Origin of the sequence: Solirubrobacter soli DSM 22325 (assembly GCF_000423665.1) — a bacterium.
GTDB lineage: Bacteria > Actinomycetota > Thermoleophilia > Solirubrobacterales > Solirubrobacteraceae > Solirubrobacter > Solirubrobacter soli.
Genome location: NZ_KE384074.1, coordinates 288,160 through 306,093 on the forward strand (window position 1 = coordinate 288,160; position 17,934 = coordinate 306,093).

18 protein-coding genes are annotated in these 17,934 nt (G+C 72.5%); 8 read left to right on the plus strand and 10 right to left on the minus strand.

The features are described from left to right. Nucleotides 1–25: 25 nt before the first annotated feature. Nucleotides 26–676, minus strand: a complete 651-nt coding sequence (locus tag G569_RS56790) for a response regulator transcription factor (RefSeq protein ID WP_037503538.1) — start codon at nt 674–676, stop codon at nt 26–28. Then, the gene (locus tag G569_RS60390) at nt 664–2,577 is read right to left on the minus strand and encodes a sensor histidine kinase (protein WP_157592730.1); all 1,914 of its coding nucleotides are present in this window, start codon (nt 2,575–2,577) and stop codon (nt 664–666) included. Before G569_RS60390 ends, G569_RS56790 begins: the two co-directional genes overlap by 13 nt. Before the next feature lie 116 nt (nt 2,578–2,693). Between G569_RS60390 and G569_RS56800 the strand changes: the two genes are divergently transcribed. Genes G569_RS56800 through G569_RS0143895 form a run of 5 tightly spaced genes read left to right on the plus strand, consistent with a single transcriptional unit; the run spans nt 2,694 to nt 6,810 of the window. Further along, entirely contained in the window at nt 2,694–3,770 is a 1,077-nt protein-coding gene (locus G569_RS56800) for a glycosyltransferase family 4 protein (RefSeq protein WP_053227906.1), read from the plus strand. Beyond that, nucleotides 3,767–4,528, plus strand: a complete 762-nt coding sequence (locus G569_RS0143880) for a hypothetical protein (protein WP_028068110.1) — start codon at nt 3,767–3,769, stop codon at nt 4,526–4,528. Before G569_RS56800 ends, G569_RS0143880 begins: the two co-directional genes overlap by 4 nt. Beyond that, the gene (locus tag G569_RS0143885) at nt 4,525–4,905 is read left to right on the plus strand and encodes a hypothetical protein (RefSeq protein WP_028068111.1); all 381 of its coding nucleotides are present in this window, start codon (nt 4,525–4,527) and stop codon (nt 4,903–4,905) included. The genes G569_RS0143880 and G569_RS0143885 overlap by 4 nt, the downstream gene beginning before the upstream one ends. Further along, nucleotides 4,883–6,043 (plus strand): glycosyltransferase family 4 protein, encoded by a 1,161-nt coding sequence (locus tag G569_RS56805; RefSeq protein ID WP_157592731.1) that lies wholly within the window; start codon nt 4,883–4,885, stop codon nt 6,041–6,043. The genes G569_RS0143885 and G569_RS56805 overlap by 23 nt, the downstream gene beginning before the upstream one ends. After that, a complete protein-coding gene (locus tag G569_RS0143895; protein WP_028068112.1) occupies nt 6,040–6,810 on the plus strand; it encodes a hypothetical protein in 771 nt (256 codons plus the stop codon). Before G569_RS56805 ends, G569_RS0143895 begins: the two co-directional genes overlap by 4 nt. On the opposite strand, the gene G569_RS56810 is transcribed toward G569_RS0143895, so the two are convergent. The 3 genes from G569_RS56810 to G569_RS0143910 are packed head-to-tail and all read right to left on the minus strand — an operon-like array spanning nt 6,774 to nt 9,715. Further along, nucleotides 6,774–7,589, minus strand: coding sequence for an ATP-binding cassette domain-containing protein (locus G569_RS56810; RefSeq protein ID WP_053227882.1), 816 nt, complete (start codon nt 7,587–7,589; stop codon nt 6,774–6,776). The genes G569_RS0143895 and G569_RS56810 overlap by 37 nt on opposite strands. Then, nucleotides 7,586–8,644, minus strand: coding sequence for an ABC transporter permease (locus tag G569_RS56815; protein ID WP_084286369.1), 1,059 nt, complete (start codon nt 8,642–8,644; stop codon nt 7,586–7,588). The genes G569_RS56810 and G569_RS56815 overlap by 4 nt, the downstream gene beginning before the upstream one ends. Nucleotides 8,645–8,650: 6 nt before the next feature. Further along, nucleotides 8,651–9,715, minus strand: coding sequence for a substrate-binding domain-containing protein (locus G569_RS0143910; protein ID WP_028068113.1), 1,065 nt, complete (start codon nt 9,713–9,715; stop codon nt 8,651–8,653). A gap of 150 nt (nt 9,716–9,865) precedes the next feature. On the opposite strand from G569_RS0143910, the gene G569_RS0143915 reads away from it, so the two are divergent. After that, nucleotides 9,866–10,897, plus strand: coding sequence for a LacI family DNA-binding transcriptional regulator (locus G569_RS0143915; RefSeq protein ID WP_028068114.1), 1,032 nt, complete (start codon nt 9,866–9,868; stop codon nt 10,895–10,897). A 75-nt stretch (nt 10,898–10,972) separates the two neighbouring features. Next, the gene (locus tag G569_RS0143920) at nt 10,973–11,962 is read left to right on the plus strand and encodes a LacI family DNA-binding transcriptional regulator (protein ID WP_053227884.1); all 990 of its coding nucleotides are present in this window, start codon (nt 10,973–10,975) and stop codon (nt 11,960–11,962) included. Nucleotides 11,963–12,134: 172 nt separating this feature from the next. Here the strand turns inward: G569_RS0143920 and G569_RS0143925 are convergent, their stop codons facing one another. Genes G569_RS0143925 through G569_RS0143935 form a run of 3 tightly spaced genes read right to left on the minus strand, consistent with a single transcriptional unit; the run spans nt 12,135 to nt 14,478 of the window. Beyond that, the gene (locus G569_RS0143925) at nt 12,135–13,091 is read right to left on the minus strand and encodes an NAD-dependent epimerase/dehydratase family protein (RefSeq protein ID WP_037503769.1); all 957 of its coding nucleotides are present in this window, start codon (nt 13,089–13,091) and stop codon (nt 12,135–12,137) included. Nucleotides 13,092–13,108: 17 nt separating this feature from the next. Further along, nucleotides 13,109–13,303, minus strand: a complete 195-nt coding sequence (locus G569_RS0143930; RefSeq protein WP_028068117.1) for a hypothetical protein — start codon at nt 13,301–13,303, stop codon at nt 13,109–13,111. A 17-nt stretch (nt 13,304–13,320) separates the two neighbouring features. Next, entirely contained in the window at nt 13,321–14,478 is a 1,158-nt protein-coding gene (locus G569_RS0143935) for a methylaspartate ammonia-lyase (RefSeq protein ID WP_053227885.1), read from the minus strand. Here G569_RS0143935 and G569_RS0143940 point away from each other — a divergent pair. Next, nucleotides 14,477–15,982, plus strand: coding sequence for an acyl-CoA carboxylase subunit beta (locus tag G569_RS0143940; RefSeq protein WP_028068119.1), 1,506 nt, complete (start codon nt 14,477–14,479; stop codon nt 15,980–15,982). The genes G569_RS0143935 and G569_RS0143940 overlap by 2 nt on opposite strands. On the opposite strand, the gene G569_RS56820 is transcribed toward G569_RS0143940, so the two are convergent. Beyond that, nucleotides 15,965–17,245 (minus strand): ATP-binding protein, encoded by a 1,281-nt coding sequence (locus G569_RS56820; protein ID WP_053227886.1) that lies wholly within the window; start codon nt 17,243–17,245, stop codon nt 15,965–15,967. The two genes, G569_RS0143940 and G569_RS56820, sit on opposite strands and share 18 nt — an antisense overlap. Then, complete coding sequence (locus G569_RS0143950) at nt 17,242–17,919, minus strand: response regulator transcription factor (RefSeq protein WP_037503542.1); 678 nt, start codon at nt 17,917–17,919, stop codon at nt 17,242–17,244. The genes G569_RS56820 and G569_RS0143950 overlap by 4 nt, the downstream gene beginning before the upstream one ends. Nucleotides 17,920–17,934: the final 15 nt, after the last annotated feature.

Sequence of the window (17,934 nt, forward strand, 5' to 3'; positions counted from 1 at the left end):
GGCTTCCACCGGAATGCGCTGAGGGCTAGCCCTTAAGAACGCGGAGGTAGGCGAGGACGGCGAGCACGCGGCGGTGGTCGTCGTTGTTGAGCGGCAGCCCGAGCTTCATCAGGATCGAGCGCACGTGCGCCTCGACGGTCTTCTCGGTCAGCCACAGGCGCTTGGCGATGCCGGCGTTGGTGCGCCCCTCGGCCATCAGCCCGAGGACCTCGGTCTCGCGCGGGGAGAGCTCGTTCAACGCGCTGACCGGACGCGGCGCGCCGATCAGCGTCGCGACGACCTGCGGGTCCAGCGCCGACCCGCCGTCGGCGACCCGGCGGGCGGCGTCGAGGAAGTCGTCGACGTCGAGGACGCGGTCCTTGAGCAGGTAGCCGAAGCCGCCGCCGGCGGTGACGAGCTCGACGATGTGGCGGGTCTCGATGTGCTGGGAGAGCACCAGCACGGCGGTCTCCGGGTGCGTGGTGCGGATCGTCGCGGCCGCGCGCGTGCCCTCGTCGTCGAACCCCGGCGGCATCCGCACGTCGACGACGGCGAGCTCCGGCTCGTGCTCGGCGACGAGCGCGAGCAGCGTGTCGGCGTCGCCCGCCTTGCCGACGACCTCGTGGCCGGCGTCCTCGAGCAACCCCGCGAGCCCCTCGCGCAACAGCACGGTGTCCTCGGCGATCACGATCCGCATGGCAGCTCCACGGCGATCCGCGTGCCCTCGCCGGGCGGCGAGACGATCGCCAGCGTCCCGCCCTGGGCGGCGACCCGATCCTGCATCCCGGGCACCGCGACCGCGCCGCCGATGCCGTCGTCGGCGATCGTCATCCGCAGCACGCCGTCCGTGCGCAACGTCTCGACGACCACGCGCGACGGCGAGCCGTGCTTGACGGCGTTGGTGAGCGCCTCGCAGGCGACGAAGTACGCGGTCGCCTCGACCTCGGGCGGCGCGCGGTCGGGGGTCGCGGTGACGTCGACGGGGACCGCGGCGCCGCGCGCGAGGTCCGCGAGGGCGGCCGCGAGCCCTTCGTCGAGCCGCGGCGGGCGCACGCCCGCGGCGATCGTGCGCAGGTCGGCGATCGAGGCGGCGACCTCCGCCACGGCGGCGTCCAGCGCGGGAACGAGCATCTGCGCCTCGCGCGGCAGCGAGCGCTGGAGGCGGCGCAGCACGATGCCGAGCGTCACCAGCCGCTGCTGCGCCCCGTCGTGCAGATCGCGCTCGAGCCGGCGGCGCTCCTCGTACCCGGCCTGCGCGATCCGCGCGCGCGAGGACTCCACCTCGGCGAGCTGCAGGCGCAGCTCGACGCGCAGGCGGGCGAGCTCGACCGGCACCGCGGCGGCGCCGAGGACGCCGTGGAGCAGATCCGGCGCGGTGGCCTCGTGCACGAGCACGCCGAGGTCGCGGCCGATCACGGAGCGTTCCCGCCCGTCGTCGGGCAGCTCGACCGCGTGTCCGTTGCGGTCGGCGAACCTGCCGCTCTCGGGGAGCTGGAAGACGAGCGTGGCGTCGCGGTCGTCGAGCGCCAGCGCGATCACGGCGCCGACGTCCTCCGGCTCGGCGTGCCCGTCGCGCACCTCGTCGAGGAAGTCGCGCAGCATCCGGACGGCGTCGAAGCGGCGGCGGGCGAAGCGGCGGTCGACGAGCGTCTGCAGCCGGTCGCGCAGCGGGAGGAAGGCGAGCGCGGCGGCGATCGTCGCCAGCGACGCGGTCAGCTTGGACTCGCCGACGAGCTGGCCGATCAGCAGCGACCCGAGGGCGTAGGTCCCGACCAGCAGCACGGTCAGCGTCGCGTAGACGAGCGTGCGGTTGAAGAGCCGGTCGATCGAGTACAGGCCGTGGCGGGTGATCGCGATCGCCACCGCGACCGCGGGCCATGCCTGCAGCAGCGTGAGCGTGACGATGTCCGTCGCGTCGCTGTGCAGGCCGATCACGCCGAGCAGCGAGGTCCCGCCGAACCAGACGGGGATCAGCAGCGCGCCGTAGGCGAGCCAGAGCACCTGCCGGCGCAGCAGCTCGTCCCCCGCCTTGTAGCGCGCCCGCAGCGCCAGCGCACCGGCGAACAACGAGGCCAGCAGCCCGCCCCAGCACACCCAGAAGAGCGGCTCGAGGCTTGCGGGGAGGTGCGGCAGCGGGTTCGGGACGTCGCGATCGCCGATCAGGTGCGTCGGGGCGAGGATCAGCAGGATCACGATCAGCGCCGAGTTCGCGGACACCGCCCACGCCACCGGCCGCCAGCGCGGCGACGGCAGCCCGCCGTCCGGGAACACGAACGCGAGCGCCAGCGGCCAGAGGAACAGCACCGGCCACGGCGCCGCGACGGTCGCCGCCCACAGGCCGAGCGTCGTCTCGCCCTGCGCCGACGCGACGACGCTTGCGAGCATCACCACGCTGACGCTGAGCGCGCCCAGCTGGAGGATCCACGCGACGACGTTGCCGGGCCGGCGCAACGCTACGAACAACCCGACGGAGGCGGGCGTGAGGAACGCCACCAGCAGGACCGGCCCGAGCGGCGCGTCGTCGTGGTCGCTCGTGAGGCCGACGGCGGCGAGCGCGACCGTCACGAGCACCGTCAACGCTGCGATCACCCGTGGCACGCGTTCGATCCTCTCCGATCCGGCGCGCGACGGCTACGGTGCTAGCCCTGAACCTGCTCCGACATCGCGCGCTGTACGCCGCCTTCGACCGGTTCCCGTCGCGGAAGGGGTCGGCGGTGCACATCGACCGGTTCGCGCGAGCGCTGTTCGAACATGCGGGCGGCGGGCTGCTGTATGTGCTCGGCGGGGACGAGCTGCCGGCGTACCAGCGCGAGGGGACGGTCGAGGTGGTGCGCTATCTGCGCGAGGCCGACCACGTGCTCGAGCGGGCGGCGGGGTACGGCGAGCGGCTGAGCGCGCTGCTGGACCGGTTGCCGGACCTCGAGATCGCGCACTTCCGCGATCCGTGGAGCGGGGTGCCGATCGTCGAGCACCCGGGTCGGCGCTACATGACCGTCTACGAGGTAAACGGGCTGCCGTCGATCGAGCTGCCGTTCCTCTACCCCGCGATCCCGCCGGCGATCCTCGAGCGCATCGGCGGGTTGGAGCGGCGCTGCCTGGAGCAGGCCGACGTCGTGATCACGCCGTCGGAGGTGACCGCGGCGCGCCTCGGCGTCGAGGCGCACGTGATCCGCAACGGAGCCGACCTCCCCGGAGCGGCGGCGCCCCCGGACGACGTCCCGGAGCGCTTCCTCCTGTACTTCGGCGCGCTGCAGGCGTGGCAGGGCGTCGACACGGCGTTGCGCGCGCTCGCGCGGCTCCCCGAGCTGCACCTCGTCGTCTGCGCGTCGGTCCACCAGCGCCGCGCCAAGGCGTACCGCAAGTTCGCGGAGAAGCTCGGCGTCGCCGACCGGGTGCATTGGCACTTCGCGCTGCCCGAGGACGAGCTCGCCCGCTACAAGCAGCACGCGCTGCTCAGCCTGGCGCCGTTGAAGGACTGCAGCCGCAACGTGGTGCAGGGCTGCGCGCCGCTGAAGATCCTCGAGTCGCTGGCGGCGGGGACCCCGGTGATCGCCTCCGACCTGCCCGCGGTGCGGGAGATCATGCGTGACGGCGAGCACGGGAGGCTGGTGGCGCCCGACCGGCCGGGGGAGCTCGCGCGGGCCATCCGGGTCGCGCTCGACTTCCCCGACGAGCTGCGCGCGATGGGCGCGGCCGCCCGCGAGCACGTCGCGCGCGAGCTGACGTGGCAACGCAGCGTTCACGAACTCCAAGCCCTGTACGCCACGCAAGCTGATTGGATTGCGGCGTGAGCGACAACGTCAAGTCCGCCTTCAAGGCGCTCACCCCCGAGCAGCAGGCGCTGGTCAAGGACTGCCGGATCGCCGGCGAGCACAGTCCGGACGAATGGCTGCGGCTGCTGGGCCCGGTGGCCGAGTTCGACCGCCAGTCCGACGCCGTCCGCGAGGGCGGCGGCGGGTTCTGGGCGCGCCGCTACGCGCGCAAGCACGACGTGCCGAACGGACTGCGCTGGTTCGCGGTCCCGCTCACCCTGATCCTGCGCGAGGACCAGGACCCGGAGAAGCCGCTCGCGCTCAAGATCGACTTGTCCGGCCCGATCCAGCCGCAGAAGCTGGTCAACACGAGCGACGCGTACAAGAAGGGCTCGTACTACAAGATCGTCGACTCGTTCTACGAGGACACATGGCTCGAGGGCCACGCCCACTTCGCCGACGGCGCCGACGTGCAGTTCTCCGTGACCGACCGGGTCCGCGCCTCGAACAAGACCAAGCGGTCTGCCTCGGGGAAGACCAAGCGCAAGGTCAAGCGCAAGAAGAAGACCGCGCTGAACGTGACGCTGTCCGTCCCCGCGCGCAACTACACGCCCGCGACGGGCGGCCGCGACGTGCCCAAGCAGACGGTGAACGCGGGCGAGAGCCGGACCACGGTCAAGCTCAGCGGGACGATGGAGCAGCCGACCGTCGATCACGTCGTCCCGATCCGGATGCTGCTCGAGCTGATCTCCGCCGCCTACGAGCGGGTCGAGCCGGCGCGGAGGAAGAAGCTTTGAGCGCCTTCGGAGGCCTCGACCTGTGCTCGTGCAAGCGCGGGTTCTTCACGCTGCGCAACTGCGCGAACGGCGCGGTCACCTCGTGCTCGATGTGCACGCGGCGGATCTGCGAGGAGCACATGGCGCCGGACAACGTCTGCGTCGAGTGCGCGGCCAAGCGCGACGAGGAACGCGACGTCGACCCGGGGCGGATCGATCTCGCCCCCACCCGCTCGGCCGTCCGCTACCGGCGCGGCTGGTACAGCTCCAGCGGCTACGAGCCGATCTGGTGGGCGACCTACGACCCGTACTGGGGCGACACGGACTACCGCTGGTACGACGACCCGAACGCGAGCGACGACTACGACGACGACGGTGGCGGGTTCGACGATTCCTGACGGGCTGCGCGCGCTCTGGCTGACGGAGACCTACCCGCCGTCACGCGGGGGGATGGCGACGTCGTGCGACCGGATCGTCCGCGGGCTGCGCAGGCGCGGCGTGCTCGTGGACGTCCTGCACTTCATGCCGCAGCCGCGGGGGCGCCCGTGGGCGATCGAGACGCAGGCGGGCGGGCGCTACCTCGCCTGCCCGGTCGAGGACGACCCGGCGCATGCCCTCAATCTCGCCTGGAACGCGCTGCAGGCGGATCCCGCGCCGTACACCCACGTCGTCGCGTTCGGCGGCTCGCGGCCGATCATGGCGGGCCCGGTCTTCGCCGCGTGGCTCGGCGTGCCGCTGATCACGCTGATCCGCGGGAACGACTTCGACGCCGCGGTCTTCAGCATCCGCCGCCGCCCGATCCTCGATCAGTGCTTCGAGGCGTCCGCGCTGATCTGCGCGGTCACGCAGGACAAGGTCTCCAAGATCGCGGCGCTGCACCCGCGCGCGGACGTGCGCTGGATCCCCAACGGGATCGACCGCGCCGACTGGGCGCTGGCGCCGAGCGACGTCCGGCAGGCTCAGGAGTGGCGCGCGACGCTGCCCGAGGGCGTCCGCGTCCTGGGGCTGTTCGGCCAGCTGAAGGCCAAGAAGGGCGGGGTGTTCCTGCTCGACGCGCTGCGCCGGTCGGGCGTCGCGGAACGCTTCCACGTGCTGCTCGCCGGTTGGATGGCGCCCGACATGGAGGCGTGGCTCGCGGAGCATCCCGTGGAGCACACCACGCTGCCGTTCCTGGACCGCTTCGAGCTGTTGCCGTGGTACGCGGCGTGCGACTGGCTGGCGATCCCGAGCTTCTACGACGGCCTGCCGAACGTGCTCACGGAAGCGGCCGCGCTGGGTGTGCCGATGATCGCCGCGCGCGCGGGCGGCATGGCGGACGTGCTCGACGACGGCCGCACCGCGTTCCTGTTCGACCCGGGCGACGAGGCCCGCTGCGCCTGGGCGCTCCAGGCCGCCGCGAAGCTCGACGAGGAGCGGCGGCTGGAGATGGGAGCGGCGTGCCTGCGGCTGGCCGAGACGGAGCTCGACGCCGCGCTCGAGCTCGACCGCTACGTCGCCGCGCTGCGCGAGACGCATGCGGGCCGGCTCGCGGCGTGACCGGCGCGGCGGCACGCGGCGCCGGCGCGGCGCGGCCGCGCCTCACCCTCTACTACGCGCTCGGCGGCGGCCTCGGCCATCTCACGCGGGCGCGCAAGGTGCTCGCGGCGCTCGGCATCGATGACGCGGTCCTGCTCACCGCGAGCCGCTTCGGCGGCGACCCGCGCGTCACCGGGCCGCACCGCGCGCTCAAAGTGCCGCGCCGGCTCGGGCATGACCGCGACGCGTTCCGCGCCTGGCTGGAGCCGCTGCTCCGCGACGCCGACGAGATCCTCGTCGACTCCTTCCCGGGCGGCATCCTCGGCGAGCTGTGCGGGCTCACGCTGCCCCGCGCGACCTACATCGCCCGCCGCCTGCGCTGGGACGTCTACGAGCGACGCCTCGACGGCCCGCTCCCCCACTACGACGTCACCTTCGAGGTCGAGCCGCTCGGCGTCGGCGAGCCGCTCGAGCTGCTGCAGTGCGAGATCGGCGAACCGCTGACCGACGAGCCGCACTGGCTCGTCGTCCACGCCGGCCCGCAGCACGAGCTCGACGCGTTGATCGAACACGCGCGCGAGGCCCCGAAGCTGATCGTCGCCGACGTCTACCCCGTCGCGCCCCACCTCGCCCACGCGGAACGCGTCATCACCGCGGGCGGCTTCAACGCCGTCCACGAGAACGCGCGCTGGCGGGAACGGCACACGATCGTGCCGTTCCCGCGCGCGTTGGACGATCAGTTCGCCCGCGCTCAGTGGGCGGTGGGGTGTTCCACCTCGCGCGTATAGGCGGCGGCGCCTGGGTCCTGGGCGCCGGTCATGATCGCCACGACCTCGGTCTGGGTGTGGCTCTTCGGGGTGACGACCGCGATCCGCTTCCCCAGCCGGTGGATGTGGATGCGGTCGGCGACCTCGAAGACGTGCGGCATGTTGTGGCTGATCAGGATCACCGGGATCCCCGAGTCGCGGACGCGCAGGATCAGCTCGAGCACATGCGCGGACTCCTTCACGCCGAGCGCCGCGGTCGGCTCGTCCAGGATGATCACCTTCGAGCCGAACGCCGCCGCGCGTGCGACCGCCACGCCCTGGCGCTGACCGCCCGACAGCGACTCGACCTGCTGCGTGATGTCCTGGATGGTCATGATCCCCAGGTCGGTCATCTGCTGCTTGGCCTCGGCGCGCATCTTGCCGCGGTCGAGCTTGCGGAAGACCGAGCCCAGTATCCCGGGCACGCGCGGCTCGCGGCCGAGGAACAGGTTGTCCGCGATGTCGAGCGCGGGCGAGACCGCGAGCGTCTGGTAGACGGTCTCGATCCCGAGCGCACGGGCGTCGAGCGGCGTCTTCATCTCGACCGGCTGGCCGTCGAGCAGGATCTCGCCCTCGTCGGGCACGACGGCGCCCGACAGGCACTTGATCAGCGAGGACTTCCCGGCGCCGTTGTCGCCGATCACGGCCAGGATCTCGCCCGGCATCAGGTCGAAGTCCGAGCCGCCCAGCGCGGTCACGTGGCCGTAGCGCTTGACCAGGCCGCGGGCTTCCAGGATCGGGGTCGTGGTCGTGGTCGTCATGCTTTCACCTTCCGGATCCACTGGTCGATCGCGACGGCGGCGATGATCAGGATGCCGACGGCGAAGTCCTGCCAGAGGACGTCGACGCCGGCCAGCGTGAGCCCGTTGCGCAACACGCCGACGATCAACGCGCCGAAGAGCGTCCCGACCACCAGCCCGCGCCCGCCGAAGAGCGAGGTGCCGCCGATCACGACGGCGGTGATCGAGTCGAGGTTGGCCGTGCCGCCCGCCTGCGGGCTGGCGGACGCGATGCGCCCGATCAGCATCCAGCCGGCGACGGCGCAGATCAGCCCGGCGACGACGTAGACGCTGAGCAGCACGCGGTCCTTGCGCACGCCGGCCAGGCGCGCGGCCTCGGCGTCGTCGCCGACGGCGTACACGTGCCGGCCCCACGCGGTGTTCTTGAGGACCCAGGCGAAGACGCCGAAGAGCACCACCATCAGGATCGAGCCGTAAGTGATGCGAGTGTCGCCGATGCTCACGGCCTTGCCCGTCCACAGCAGCAGGCTGGGCATGTCGGTGCCGCGGATCGTCTCGCTCTGCGAGTACCACAGGTTGAGTGCGAAGAACACGTACAGTGTGCCGAGCGTGACGATGAACGGCGGCAGCTTCAGCCGCGTGATCAGCAGGCCGTTGATCAGGCCGCAGGCGGTGCCGACGGAGAAGCCCAGGCCGAGCGCCAGCAGGCCCGGAAGGCCCGAGTCGGAGCCCAGCTTGGCCATCACGATCGACGAGAGCACCATGATCGCGCCGACCGAGAGGTCGATGCCCGCGGTGAGGATCACCAGGGTCTGGGCGATGCCCAGCGTGCCGACGACCATCACCTGCTGGACGATCAGCGACAGGTTGCCCGGCGCCAGGAAGCGGTCGGCCGTGATGCTGAAGTAGAGGACCGCGAGGACCAGGACGAACAGCGGCCCCAGCGTCGCGTTCTTGTGCAGGATGTCGTGAATGCGGCCGACGAGGGTCGTCTCGCGCGCGGGTCCGACGACCCCGGCTGTCCCGCCGCCGGCTGAGGCGCCGGCGGTCGCGGGCTTACGGAAGGGATTGGACACGGTGATCTAGCCCCAGCAGTTCTCGAGACCGAACGCGGTGTCCTTGGACTCCACGCCGTCGACCGGCTTGTCGGTGATCAGGGTCACGCCGGTGTCGACGAAGCTCTTGCCGGCGGTCGGCTCGGGCTTCTTGCCGCTCTTGGCGTACTCGGCGATCGCGTCGACGCCCATCTGGGCCATCTTGAGCGGGTACTGCTGCGAGGTCGCGCCGATGACGCCCTTCTTGACGTTCTCCACGCCCGGGCAGCCGCCGTCGACGGAGACGATCGTGACGTCCTTGTCCTTGCCCGCGGCCTTCAGCGCCTCGTAGGCGCCGGCGGCGGCGGGCTCGTTGATCGTGTAGACGAGGTTGATCGACGGGTCCTTCTGGAGCAGGTTCTCCATCGCGGTGCGCCCGCCCTCCTCGGCGCCGTCGGTCACGTCGTGGCCGACGACCTCAGGCAGCTTCTCGTCGCCGATCTTGGTCTTGTCGCCGACGTCGAGCCCGAAGCCCTCGAGGAAGCCCTGGTCGCGCTGCACGTCGACCGACACGCCGTCCGGGTTGAGGTCCAGCATCGCGATCTTCGCCTGCTTGCCGTCCTTGGCGAACGTGCCCTTGGCCCACTTGCCGATCGCCAGGCCCGCGGCGTAGTTGTCGGTCGCGAACGTCGCGTCGGCGGCGTCGGCGGGCTCGATCGGCGTGTCGAGCGCGATCACCAGCAGCCCCGCCTGACGCGCCTTGTCGAGCGACGGCACGATCGCCTTGGAGTCGTTGGCCGTGATCAGGAAGCCCTTCGCCCCGGCCGAGATCAGGCTCTCGACGGCCGACACCTGGGACTCGTTGTCGCCGTCCTTCTTGCCCGCGAAGGACTGAAGGCTGGCGCCGGTCTTCTGCGCCTCGGCGCTCGCGCCGTCCTTCATCTTCACGAAGAACGGGTTGGTCTCGGTCTTCGTGATCAGACCGACCTTCACGCCGTCCTTCGCGCCCGATGTCGAACCGCCGCCGGAGCCGCTGTCGTCACCACCGCACGAAGCCAGACCGGCCACCAGGGCAAGTGTCGACCCTGCGACCGCAAATCGCATTCCCCGCATTGCTCCTACCTCTCCTCCCCCGAACCACCCCGACCCGGGAGACAACGTTTTCAGAAGGCATTGTTAGCGCGCCAGTGCCGCATATGTCAAGCAACTCAGAAAACGAATTCTCGTTCGACACCCTTGACACGGCGCTGTATGGTGCGATCCGTGGGAACGTTTTCTGAGACCGGGCGCCGCCCGACGATGAAGGAAGTGGCGCGCGTCGCCGACGTGTCGCTGGCGACCGTCTCCCGCGTGGTCAACGGCACCGGGGACGTGCGGCCGGACCTCGCCGAGCGCGTCCACGAGGCGGTGCGGCTGCTCGGCTACCGGCGCGATCTCACGGCCAGCACGCTGCGCCGCGCGGACCGGCATTCGGCGAGCATCGGGCTGATCATCGAGGACGTCTCGAACCCGTTCTTCTCGGCCGTGCACCGCGGCGTCGAGGACGTCGCCCGCTCACGCGACGTCCTGACGTTCGTCGGATCGTCGGACGAGGACGCCGACCGTGAGCGAGAGCTCGCCGAGGCGTTCGGCGCCCGCGGCGTCGACGGTCTCGTGATCGTCCCCTGCGCCGGCGATCAGAGCTACCTGATGCGCGACCATCGCGCCGGGACCGCGCTGGTGTTCGTCGACCGGCCGCCGCGGTACATGCCGGGCGACGCGGTCGTCAGCGACAACGCCGGCGGCGCCCGCACCGCGGTGGAGCATCTGCTCGCCGCCGGTCACCGCCGGATCGCGTTCCTCGGCGACCGGTCGTCGGTCTTCACCGCGACCGAGCGGCGCGACGGCTACCGGCAGGCGCTCGCGGGTGCCGGCCTCGCGCCGGACCCCGAGCTCGAGCGCACCGAGCTCGTCGACTCCGACCTCGCGGAGGCCGCCACGCACGAGCTGATGCTGTCGGCGAACCGGCCGACCGCGCTCTTCACCGGCCAGAACCTGATCACGATCGGCGCGATCCGGGCACTGCGCGCGCTCGGCATCCAGCGGCGGGTCGCGTTGGCCGGGTTCGACGACGTCGTGCTCGGCGACCTCGTCGACCCGGGCATCACCGTGATCGCCCAGGATCCGTACGAGCTCGGCCGCCGCGCCGGCGAGCTGCTCTTCGCGCGGCTCGGCGGATTGGAGACCGCGGAGCGGCGCGAGGTCGTCCCCACGCGGCTGATCGCCCGCGGCTCGGGCGAGATCCCGGTCGCGTGACTCAAGCCCCCGGACCCACTGGTCCGCTACGGTCCGCGTCCGATGACCGCTCCGCCTAGAGGCCGTCGACCGACGATGAAGGATGTCGCCGCGGTCGCCGGCGTCAGCCTGAGCACCGTCTCACGTGTGGTCAACGGTCATCCCCCAGTCGCCCCGGAGCTCGCGATCAAGGTCGAGCGGGCGGTCGAGCTGCTCGGCTACCGGCACAACCACACCGCGGGCACGCTGCGCCGGTCCAACGGCATGTCGGCGTCGATCGCGCTGATCTTCGAGGACGTCTCGAACCCGTTCTTCTCCGGGATCCACCGCGGCGTCGAGGACGTCGCCCGTACCCGCGGCGTCGTGACCTTCGCGGGCAGCTCCGACGAGGACCCCGACCGTGAGCTCGAGCTGATCGAGGGCATGTTGTCGCGCCGGGTGGACGGCGTGATCATCGCGCCGACCGCCACCGATCACACCCACCTGCTGCGCGACGTCGCCAACGGCCTCGGCCTCGTCTTCGTCGACCGTCCGTCGCCGACGATCGACGCCGACTGCGTGCTGACCGACAATCGCGGGGCGACCGAGCGCGCGATCGAGCACCTGATCGCCCACGGCCACGAGCGGATCGCCTTCATCGGCTACCCGCCGATCATCCACACCTCGGTCGAGCGCTTCCAGGGCTACAAGGCGGCGATGCACCTCGCCGGCCTGCCCGAGATCACCCGCCACCCCGTCGACCCGGCGGGCGCGTTCGCCGACACGACCGAGCTTCTGAGCGGGCCCGGCGCCCCGACGGCGCTGTTCAGCAGCCAGAACCTGCTGACGATCGAGGTCCTGCGCGCCCTGCACCGGCTGGGCCGCCAGCACGACGTCGCCCACATCGGCTTCGACGACATCCCGCTCGCCGCGGCCGTCGAGCCCGCGGTGACGGTCGTCGCCCAGGACGCCCTCGGCCTCGGCCGCACCGCCGCCGAGCTGCTCTTCTCGCGCCTGGACGGCCACCGCGGCGCGTCGCGCCGGGTGGTGCTCGAAGCCCCGCTGATCGAGCGCGGCAGCGGCGAGCTCCGGCCCTCGCCGCTCTGAAAAGCGGCGTAACGGATCCGACGCGGGCTCAGTCTTCCTTCATCAAACCAGGTACCTTGGTATCCGGCACCCGCCACGGACCCGGCGGTTGTTGCGGAAGGCCTAGACCCTCCTTCCGAACGGAACGCTCGGCCCCGCCCACCCCCTCCCGGGCGGGGCCGAGACCGTCGCGCTAGAGCTCGACCTCGCCGTTGGCGACGAGCCAGCCGAGCGCCTCGTGCAGCGCCTCGAGCGAGCTGTAGCGGGGCGCGTAGCCGAGCACGTCGCGGGCGCGGGCGATCGAGGCGGTGATCGAGCGGACCACGTGGTCGTGGGTGACGCGTGCGTGTCCAGCGCCGACGCGGCGCTCGAACTCGACCCAGTCGACCAGCTCGAGGTTCGGCTCGCGGCCGAACCAGCCGGCGACGCCGTGGGCGAGGCCGCGCAGGGTCATCGCCTGCTCGGCGACGACATGGAAGCTCTCGCCGATCGCGGCCGGCCGATTCAGCGCGCGCTCGAACGCCTGCGCGACGTCGTCGGCGTGGACGTGGTGCAGGACGCCGAGGCCGAGGTCCGGGAGCGGGACCGGGTCGCCGTGGGCGAGCGCGCGCCACACGCCGAGGTCATGGTTGCCGGCGGGCGTGATGACCGACCAGCCGGGGCCGGTGATGTGGCCTGGGTGCAGGATCACGCTCGGGACGCCGCCCGCGAGCGTCTCGCGCTGCAGGAGTAGCTCGATCTCGGCCTTGCCGACGCCGTAGTCGCCGAACGCGGTACGCGGCTCGTCCTCGGTGATCGGGACGCGATGGGCGGGGCCGTGGACCCAGATCGTGCCGCAGTGCAGAAGCAGCGGCTTTGAGGGCCGCAGGGCGTCGACGAGCTGCCGGGCGCTCTGCGCCGTGAAGCAGATCATGTCGATCACGACGTCGGGCGCGAGCGCCGCGATCCGCTCGCCGAACGTCCCCGCGGCGTCCTCCGCATCGCGGTCGGCGCTCACCCGCTCGACGAACGCCCACTCGGCCGACGGCGAGTACGGCTCACGCTCGCCGCGGCTGAGCGCGACGACGTCGTGGCCGGCCCGCACGAGGCGCGGGACGAGGTAGGTACCGACGTGGCCGGTGGCTCCGATGACGACGATGCGGCGGCGCATCGCCGTCACGCTAGCGCTCAGCGGGTCTGCAGCGTCTTGCTCGTGAAGCGCGGGGCGCGGTGGATCCGGTCGTACCGGTCGTGCACGAGCACGGACCGGGCTCCGCGGCGCCAGGCGTCACGCTCGGCGGCGTCCGCGGTGGTGTATGCGGAGAGCTCGGTCTGCTCTTCGTCCTCTTCGACGACGCGCCAGCGACCGCGCGCGTCGGACATAACGTGAAGCGTCGACATCACCTTGGTTTGTACACCCCTGCCAATGCCATTTCCAGCAATCTGAACATCTCGTTACGAACTATTGACACGCCCTCATCAACGCCCATCCCGGGCTTGGCCAGCATCTGGTCAGCGTGCGCACCAACGGCGACGTGCGCGGTGACCTGGGCACTGCGCTCGGTCTCCGCGCAGGAGCCGCCCACGTGGGCGACGACGCCGTGCGCCTGACAGTGGAGGATCGCCTCGACCGTGTGGTGCAGGGCGCCGAGGTCGGGGGTCTTGATCTGGATCACGTCGGCGGCGCCGGCGGCGTTGAAGGCGCGGATGTCGTCGACGGTGTTCGCCCACTCGTCGGCGACGATCTGCACGCGCCCGCCCAGCCGTTCGCGCAGGTCCCGCAGCGCGTGGATCTGGGCTTCGCGCGAGCCCGCGTCGAGGGGGTGCTCGACCCGCAGCGCGAAGGGCTGCGCCGCCTCGGCCATGGCGAGGATCGTGTCGACGTCGGGGCCGAGCAGCCCGTAGACGTCGAAGTGCAGGATCGGCGCGTAGTCCTCGCGCCGTCGCAGGCGCAGCACGCGGTCGCGGACCCAGCGCACGTAGTCGACGATCCCCGCCGCCAACTCAGGGGTGTTGATCAGCCCGTGCGGGAGCGAGTCGACCTCCTTGAGCACCATCTTGTCGACGTTGTCGTGCCGGGCCTCGCCGGTCTGGGCGTAGAGCGGGACGCGCGCGAACGTCGTCGGCAGGTCCCACTCGGCGGCGATCACCTCGGCCATCGTGGTGCCCGCGCGGTGGGCGGCGGCGTCGAGCAGCGCCTGGCTGAGGCCGTAGTCGGCGGCGGCGCCGTAGCCCTCGACCAGCATGTCGCGGAAGCCGGTGACCGGCATGCCCCGCAGCGGGATCTCCTCGCGGATGCGTGTCGCGAGCGTCTCGGCGTGCAAGCGCGGTTCGCGCCCGCCGACGCCGCTGTACTGCACGCTCACGCAATCGCCGTGGGCGACGTAGCCGTCGCTGAGCCGCAACAGGACCGAGACCGCCTCGGCCGGCACGCGCACGTCGCCCGGGTAGGCGAGCCCGTCGCGCACCGCCCCGGCCTTGATCGCGCCCTGGTCGTCGGCGAAGTAGCCGCCGGTGGCGGGGACCGCCAGCACATCTGCAATCGTCAGCGCCGTCATGGAGGCGCCGGACCCTAACGACCTCGCCGCGCTGTCCCGCCGTCGCGCGCTGACCGAGGACGCCGCTCGACCCGACGCGGTCGCGAAGCGGCACGCGGGCGGCGGCCGGACCGCCCGCGAGAACGTCGAGGACCTGATCGACGCCGGCTCCTGGGTCGAGTACGGCCGCTTCGCGATCGCCGCCCAGCGCAAGCGGCGCGACGTCGAGGACCTGATCGCCCGCACGCCCGCCGACGGGCTCGTCGCGGGCACCGCGCGCGTGGGCGGGCGGCCGGTCGCGGTGCTCGCCTACGACTACACGGTGCTGGCCGGGACGCAGGGGATGATCGGCCACGCCAAGAAGGACCGGTTGTTCGAGCTGATCGAGCGGCTGCGGCTGCCGGTCGTCTTCTTCGCCGAGGGCGGCGGCGGGCGCCCCGGCGACACCGACCTCCCGGGCGTCTCCTGGCTGCACACGCGCGCGTTCGCGTCGTGGGCGCGGCTCGCGGGCAAGGTGCCGCGGATCGCGATCGTCCACGGCCGCTGCTTCGCCGGCAACGCCGTGATCGCGGGTTGCAGCGACCTGATCGTCGCCACCCGCGACGCGTCGCTCGGGATGGGCGGGCCGGCGATGATCGCGGGCGGCGGCCTCGGCGACGTCGCGCCCGACGACATCGGCCCGATGGACATACAGGCGCCCAACGGCGTCGTCGACCTCGTCGTCTCCGACGAGGCGGCGGCGGTCGCGGCGGCCAAGCGGCTGCTGCAGGGCCCGGTCGACGACTGGACCGCGCTCGACCAGACGCTGCTGCGCGACGCGCTCCCGGAGAGCGCACGCCGCGCCTACGACGTCGTCCCGGTGATCGAGACGCTCGCGGACCTCGACTCCGTCCTGCTGCTGCGCGAGCGCTACGCGCCCGAGCTCGTGACCGCGTTCGCGCGGATCGAAGGCCGCCCGGTGGGTGTGATCGCCAACAACACCAAGGTGCTCGCCGGTGCGATCACCGCCGCCGCGTCCGACAAGGGCGCCGCGTTCCTGCGGCTGTGCGAGGCGTTCGGGCTGCCGGTCGTGTCCTTGGTCGACACGCCCGGCTTCATGGTCGGCCCGGAGCACGAGGCGACCGGCCTCGTCCGCCGCGCCTCCGGGCTGCTGATCGCCGGCGCCGCGCTGTCGGTCCCGCTCGTCGCGGTGATCCTCCGCCGCGCCTACGGGCTCGGCGCGCAGGCGATGGTCGCCGGCAGCCTGCACGAGCCGCTCCTGACCGTCGCCTGGCCGTCCGCGACGCTCGGGCCGATGGGGTTGGAGGGCGCGATCCGCCTCGCGCTGCGCAAGGAGCTCGAGGCGATCGAGGACGAGGCGGCGCGCGAGCAGCACGTCCGCGACCTCACCGCCGCGGCGCTGGAGAACGCGAAGGCGCTCAACGCCGCGCAGCTGTTCGAGCTCGACGACGTGATCGACCCGGCCGACACGCGACAGCTGATCGCGGCGACGCTGGCCGCCGCCGGCTCAGGTCGGGAGTCGTAGCTCGAGGCGGCCGCCGCGTTGCGGGACCGCGACGACGTCGCCACCCGCCGCGCGCGCCAGTCGCCGCGCCAGGGGCAGGCCGAGGCCCGCGCCGCCGTTGCCGCTCACGCCCGGGGCGAAGATCCGCTCGGCGTCCTCCGGCGCGATTCCCGCCCCGTCGTCGCTGACGGCGATCACCACGCCGCCGTCGGCGCCCGGGGCGACCTCCACCTCGACGTCGTGGGTGGCGTGGCGGACCGCGTTCTCCAACAAGGGATGGAGCGCCCCCGCGATCACGTCCTCGCCGACGCGCACCGTCAGCGGTTCGACCGTGGCACGCAACGCGATCGCGCGCTCGTACGGCTGGACGAGCTGCGTCACGGTACGGGCGACCGCGACCGCGTCCGAGGAGCCGCGGGCGGTGTCGCTGCGCGCGGCGGCCAGGAGCGTCTCGATCACGGCGGCCATGCGGTCGGTGCCGGCGAGCACCGTCTGCAAGGCCGCGCGGCGCTCGGCGTCGGTGCGGCCGTCGCGCAGCGCCAACTCGACCTCGGCGCGCACGCCGGACAGCGGCGTGCGCAGCTCGTGCGCCATCTCCGCCGAGAAGCGCTGCTCGTGGCGCAGCGCGGCGTCGATGCGGCCGAGCAGGCCGTCGAGGGTCGCCGCCAGCGCGGTCAACTCGTCGACCGGCGGACCGAGCGCGAAGCGACGGTGCAGGTCGTTCTCGCTCCACTCGGCGGCGCGCGCGGTCATGTCGGACACCGGTTCGAGCGCGGCGCCGACGGCGCGGCGGGCGACGAGCGCGGACCCGAGCAGCACGAACAGGCAGAGGATCCCCGTTCCCACGACCGCGATCCGCTCGGTGTGGCGGTACGGGTCCATCGAGACGCCCACGATCACCGTCCCGCCGCCGTCGATCGGGCGGGCGAGCAGGCGGACGTGCTCGGTCGGGTCGGTCTCGGTCTCGGTCTGGACGCCCTTCAGCCGCTCGATCGCGGCCGCGAGCTTGCCGGTCGCGGGCGAGCGCTCGACCGCGCGGCCGTCGGCGTCGAACACCCAGGCGTGCTCGTCCAGCGCCGCGTCGTTGGGGACCTCGCGCACCCGCAGGCTCCCGTCGACGGTCTCGAGCGTCGTCAGTTGCGCGTCGGCGCGGTTGCGCAGCAGGCTCGACGCGTCCGCGCTCAGCCGCTCCGCGAGCAGCAGGTTCAGCGCGACCGAGATCACCGCGAGGCCGACACCGAACACGAGAACCGTGCCCAGCGTGACGCGGCCGCGCAGGCTCACCGGAGCGTGTAGCCGACGCCACGCGCGGTGGCGATCTCCTGCTCGGCCTCCACCGCCCGCAGCTTCCGTCGCAGACGGCCGATGTAAGCGTCGAGCGTGTTCGCGTTCACGATCGCGCCATCGGGCCACGCGGCGGACACTAGCTCGCGCCGGCGCAGGACCTCGCCGGGTCGCGAGGCGAGCGCGGCCAGCAGGCGGAACTCGGTCGGGGTCAGCGCCTCCGCGCGCTCCCCCACGCGGACGCCGTGGGCGGCGGGATCGAGCCGCAGCGCGCCGGCGGGCGGGGGCGGCTCGGGCTCGACACCGGCGCGCTTGAGCAGCGCCCGCACCCGCACCACCAGCTCGGCGAGCGCGAACGGCTTGGTCAGGTAGTCGTCGCCGCCGGCGTGAAAGCCGGCCAGCCGGTCGGTGAGCTCGCCGCGGGCGGTGAGGAAGATCACGGGCGAGGTGACGCCGTGGGCGCGCAGCGCCTGGCAGACGTCGCGGCCGTCGGCGTCCGGCAGACCGATGTCGAGCACCAGCAGATCCGGCGGAGAGGCCGAGAACTCCTGGACCGCGAGGCGGCCGCCGGGGACGGTCCGGACCTCGAAGCCCTCGTCGAGCAGCGCACGGGCGAGCACCGATCTCAGGCCCGAGTCGTCCTCGCAGATGCCGATCCGCGTCACGCCCGGCATGGTGGGTCACGCTAG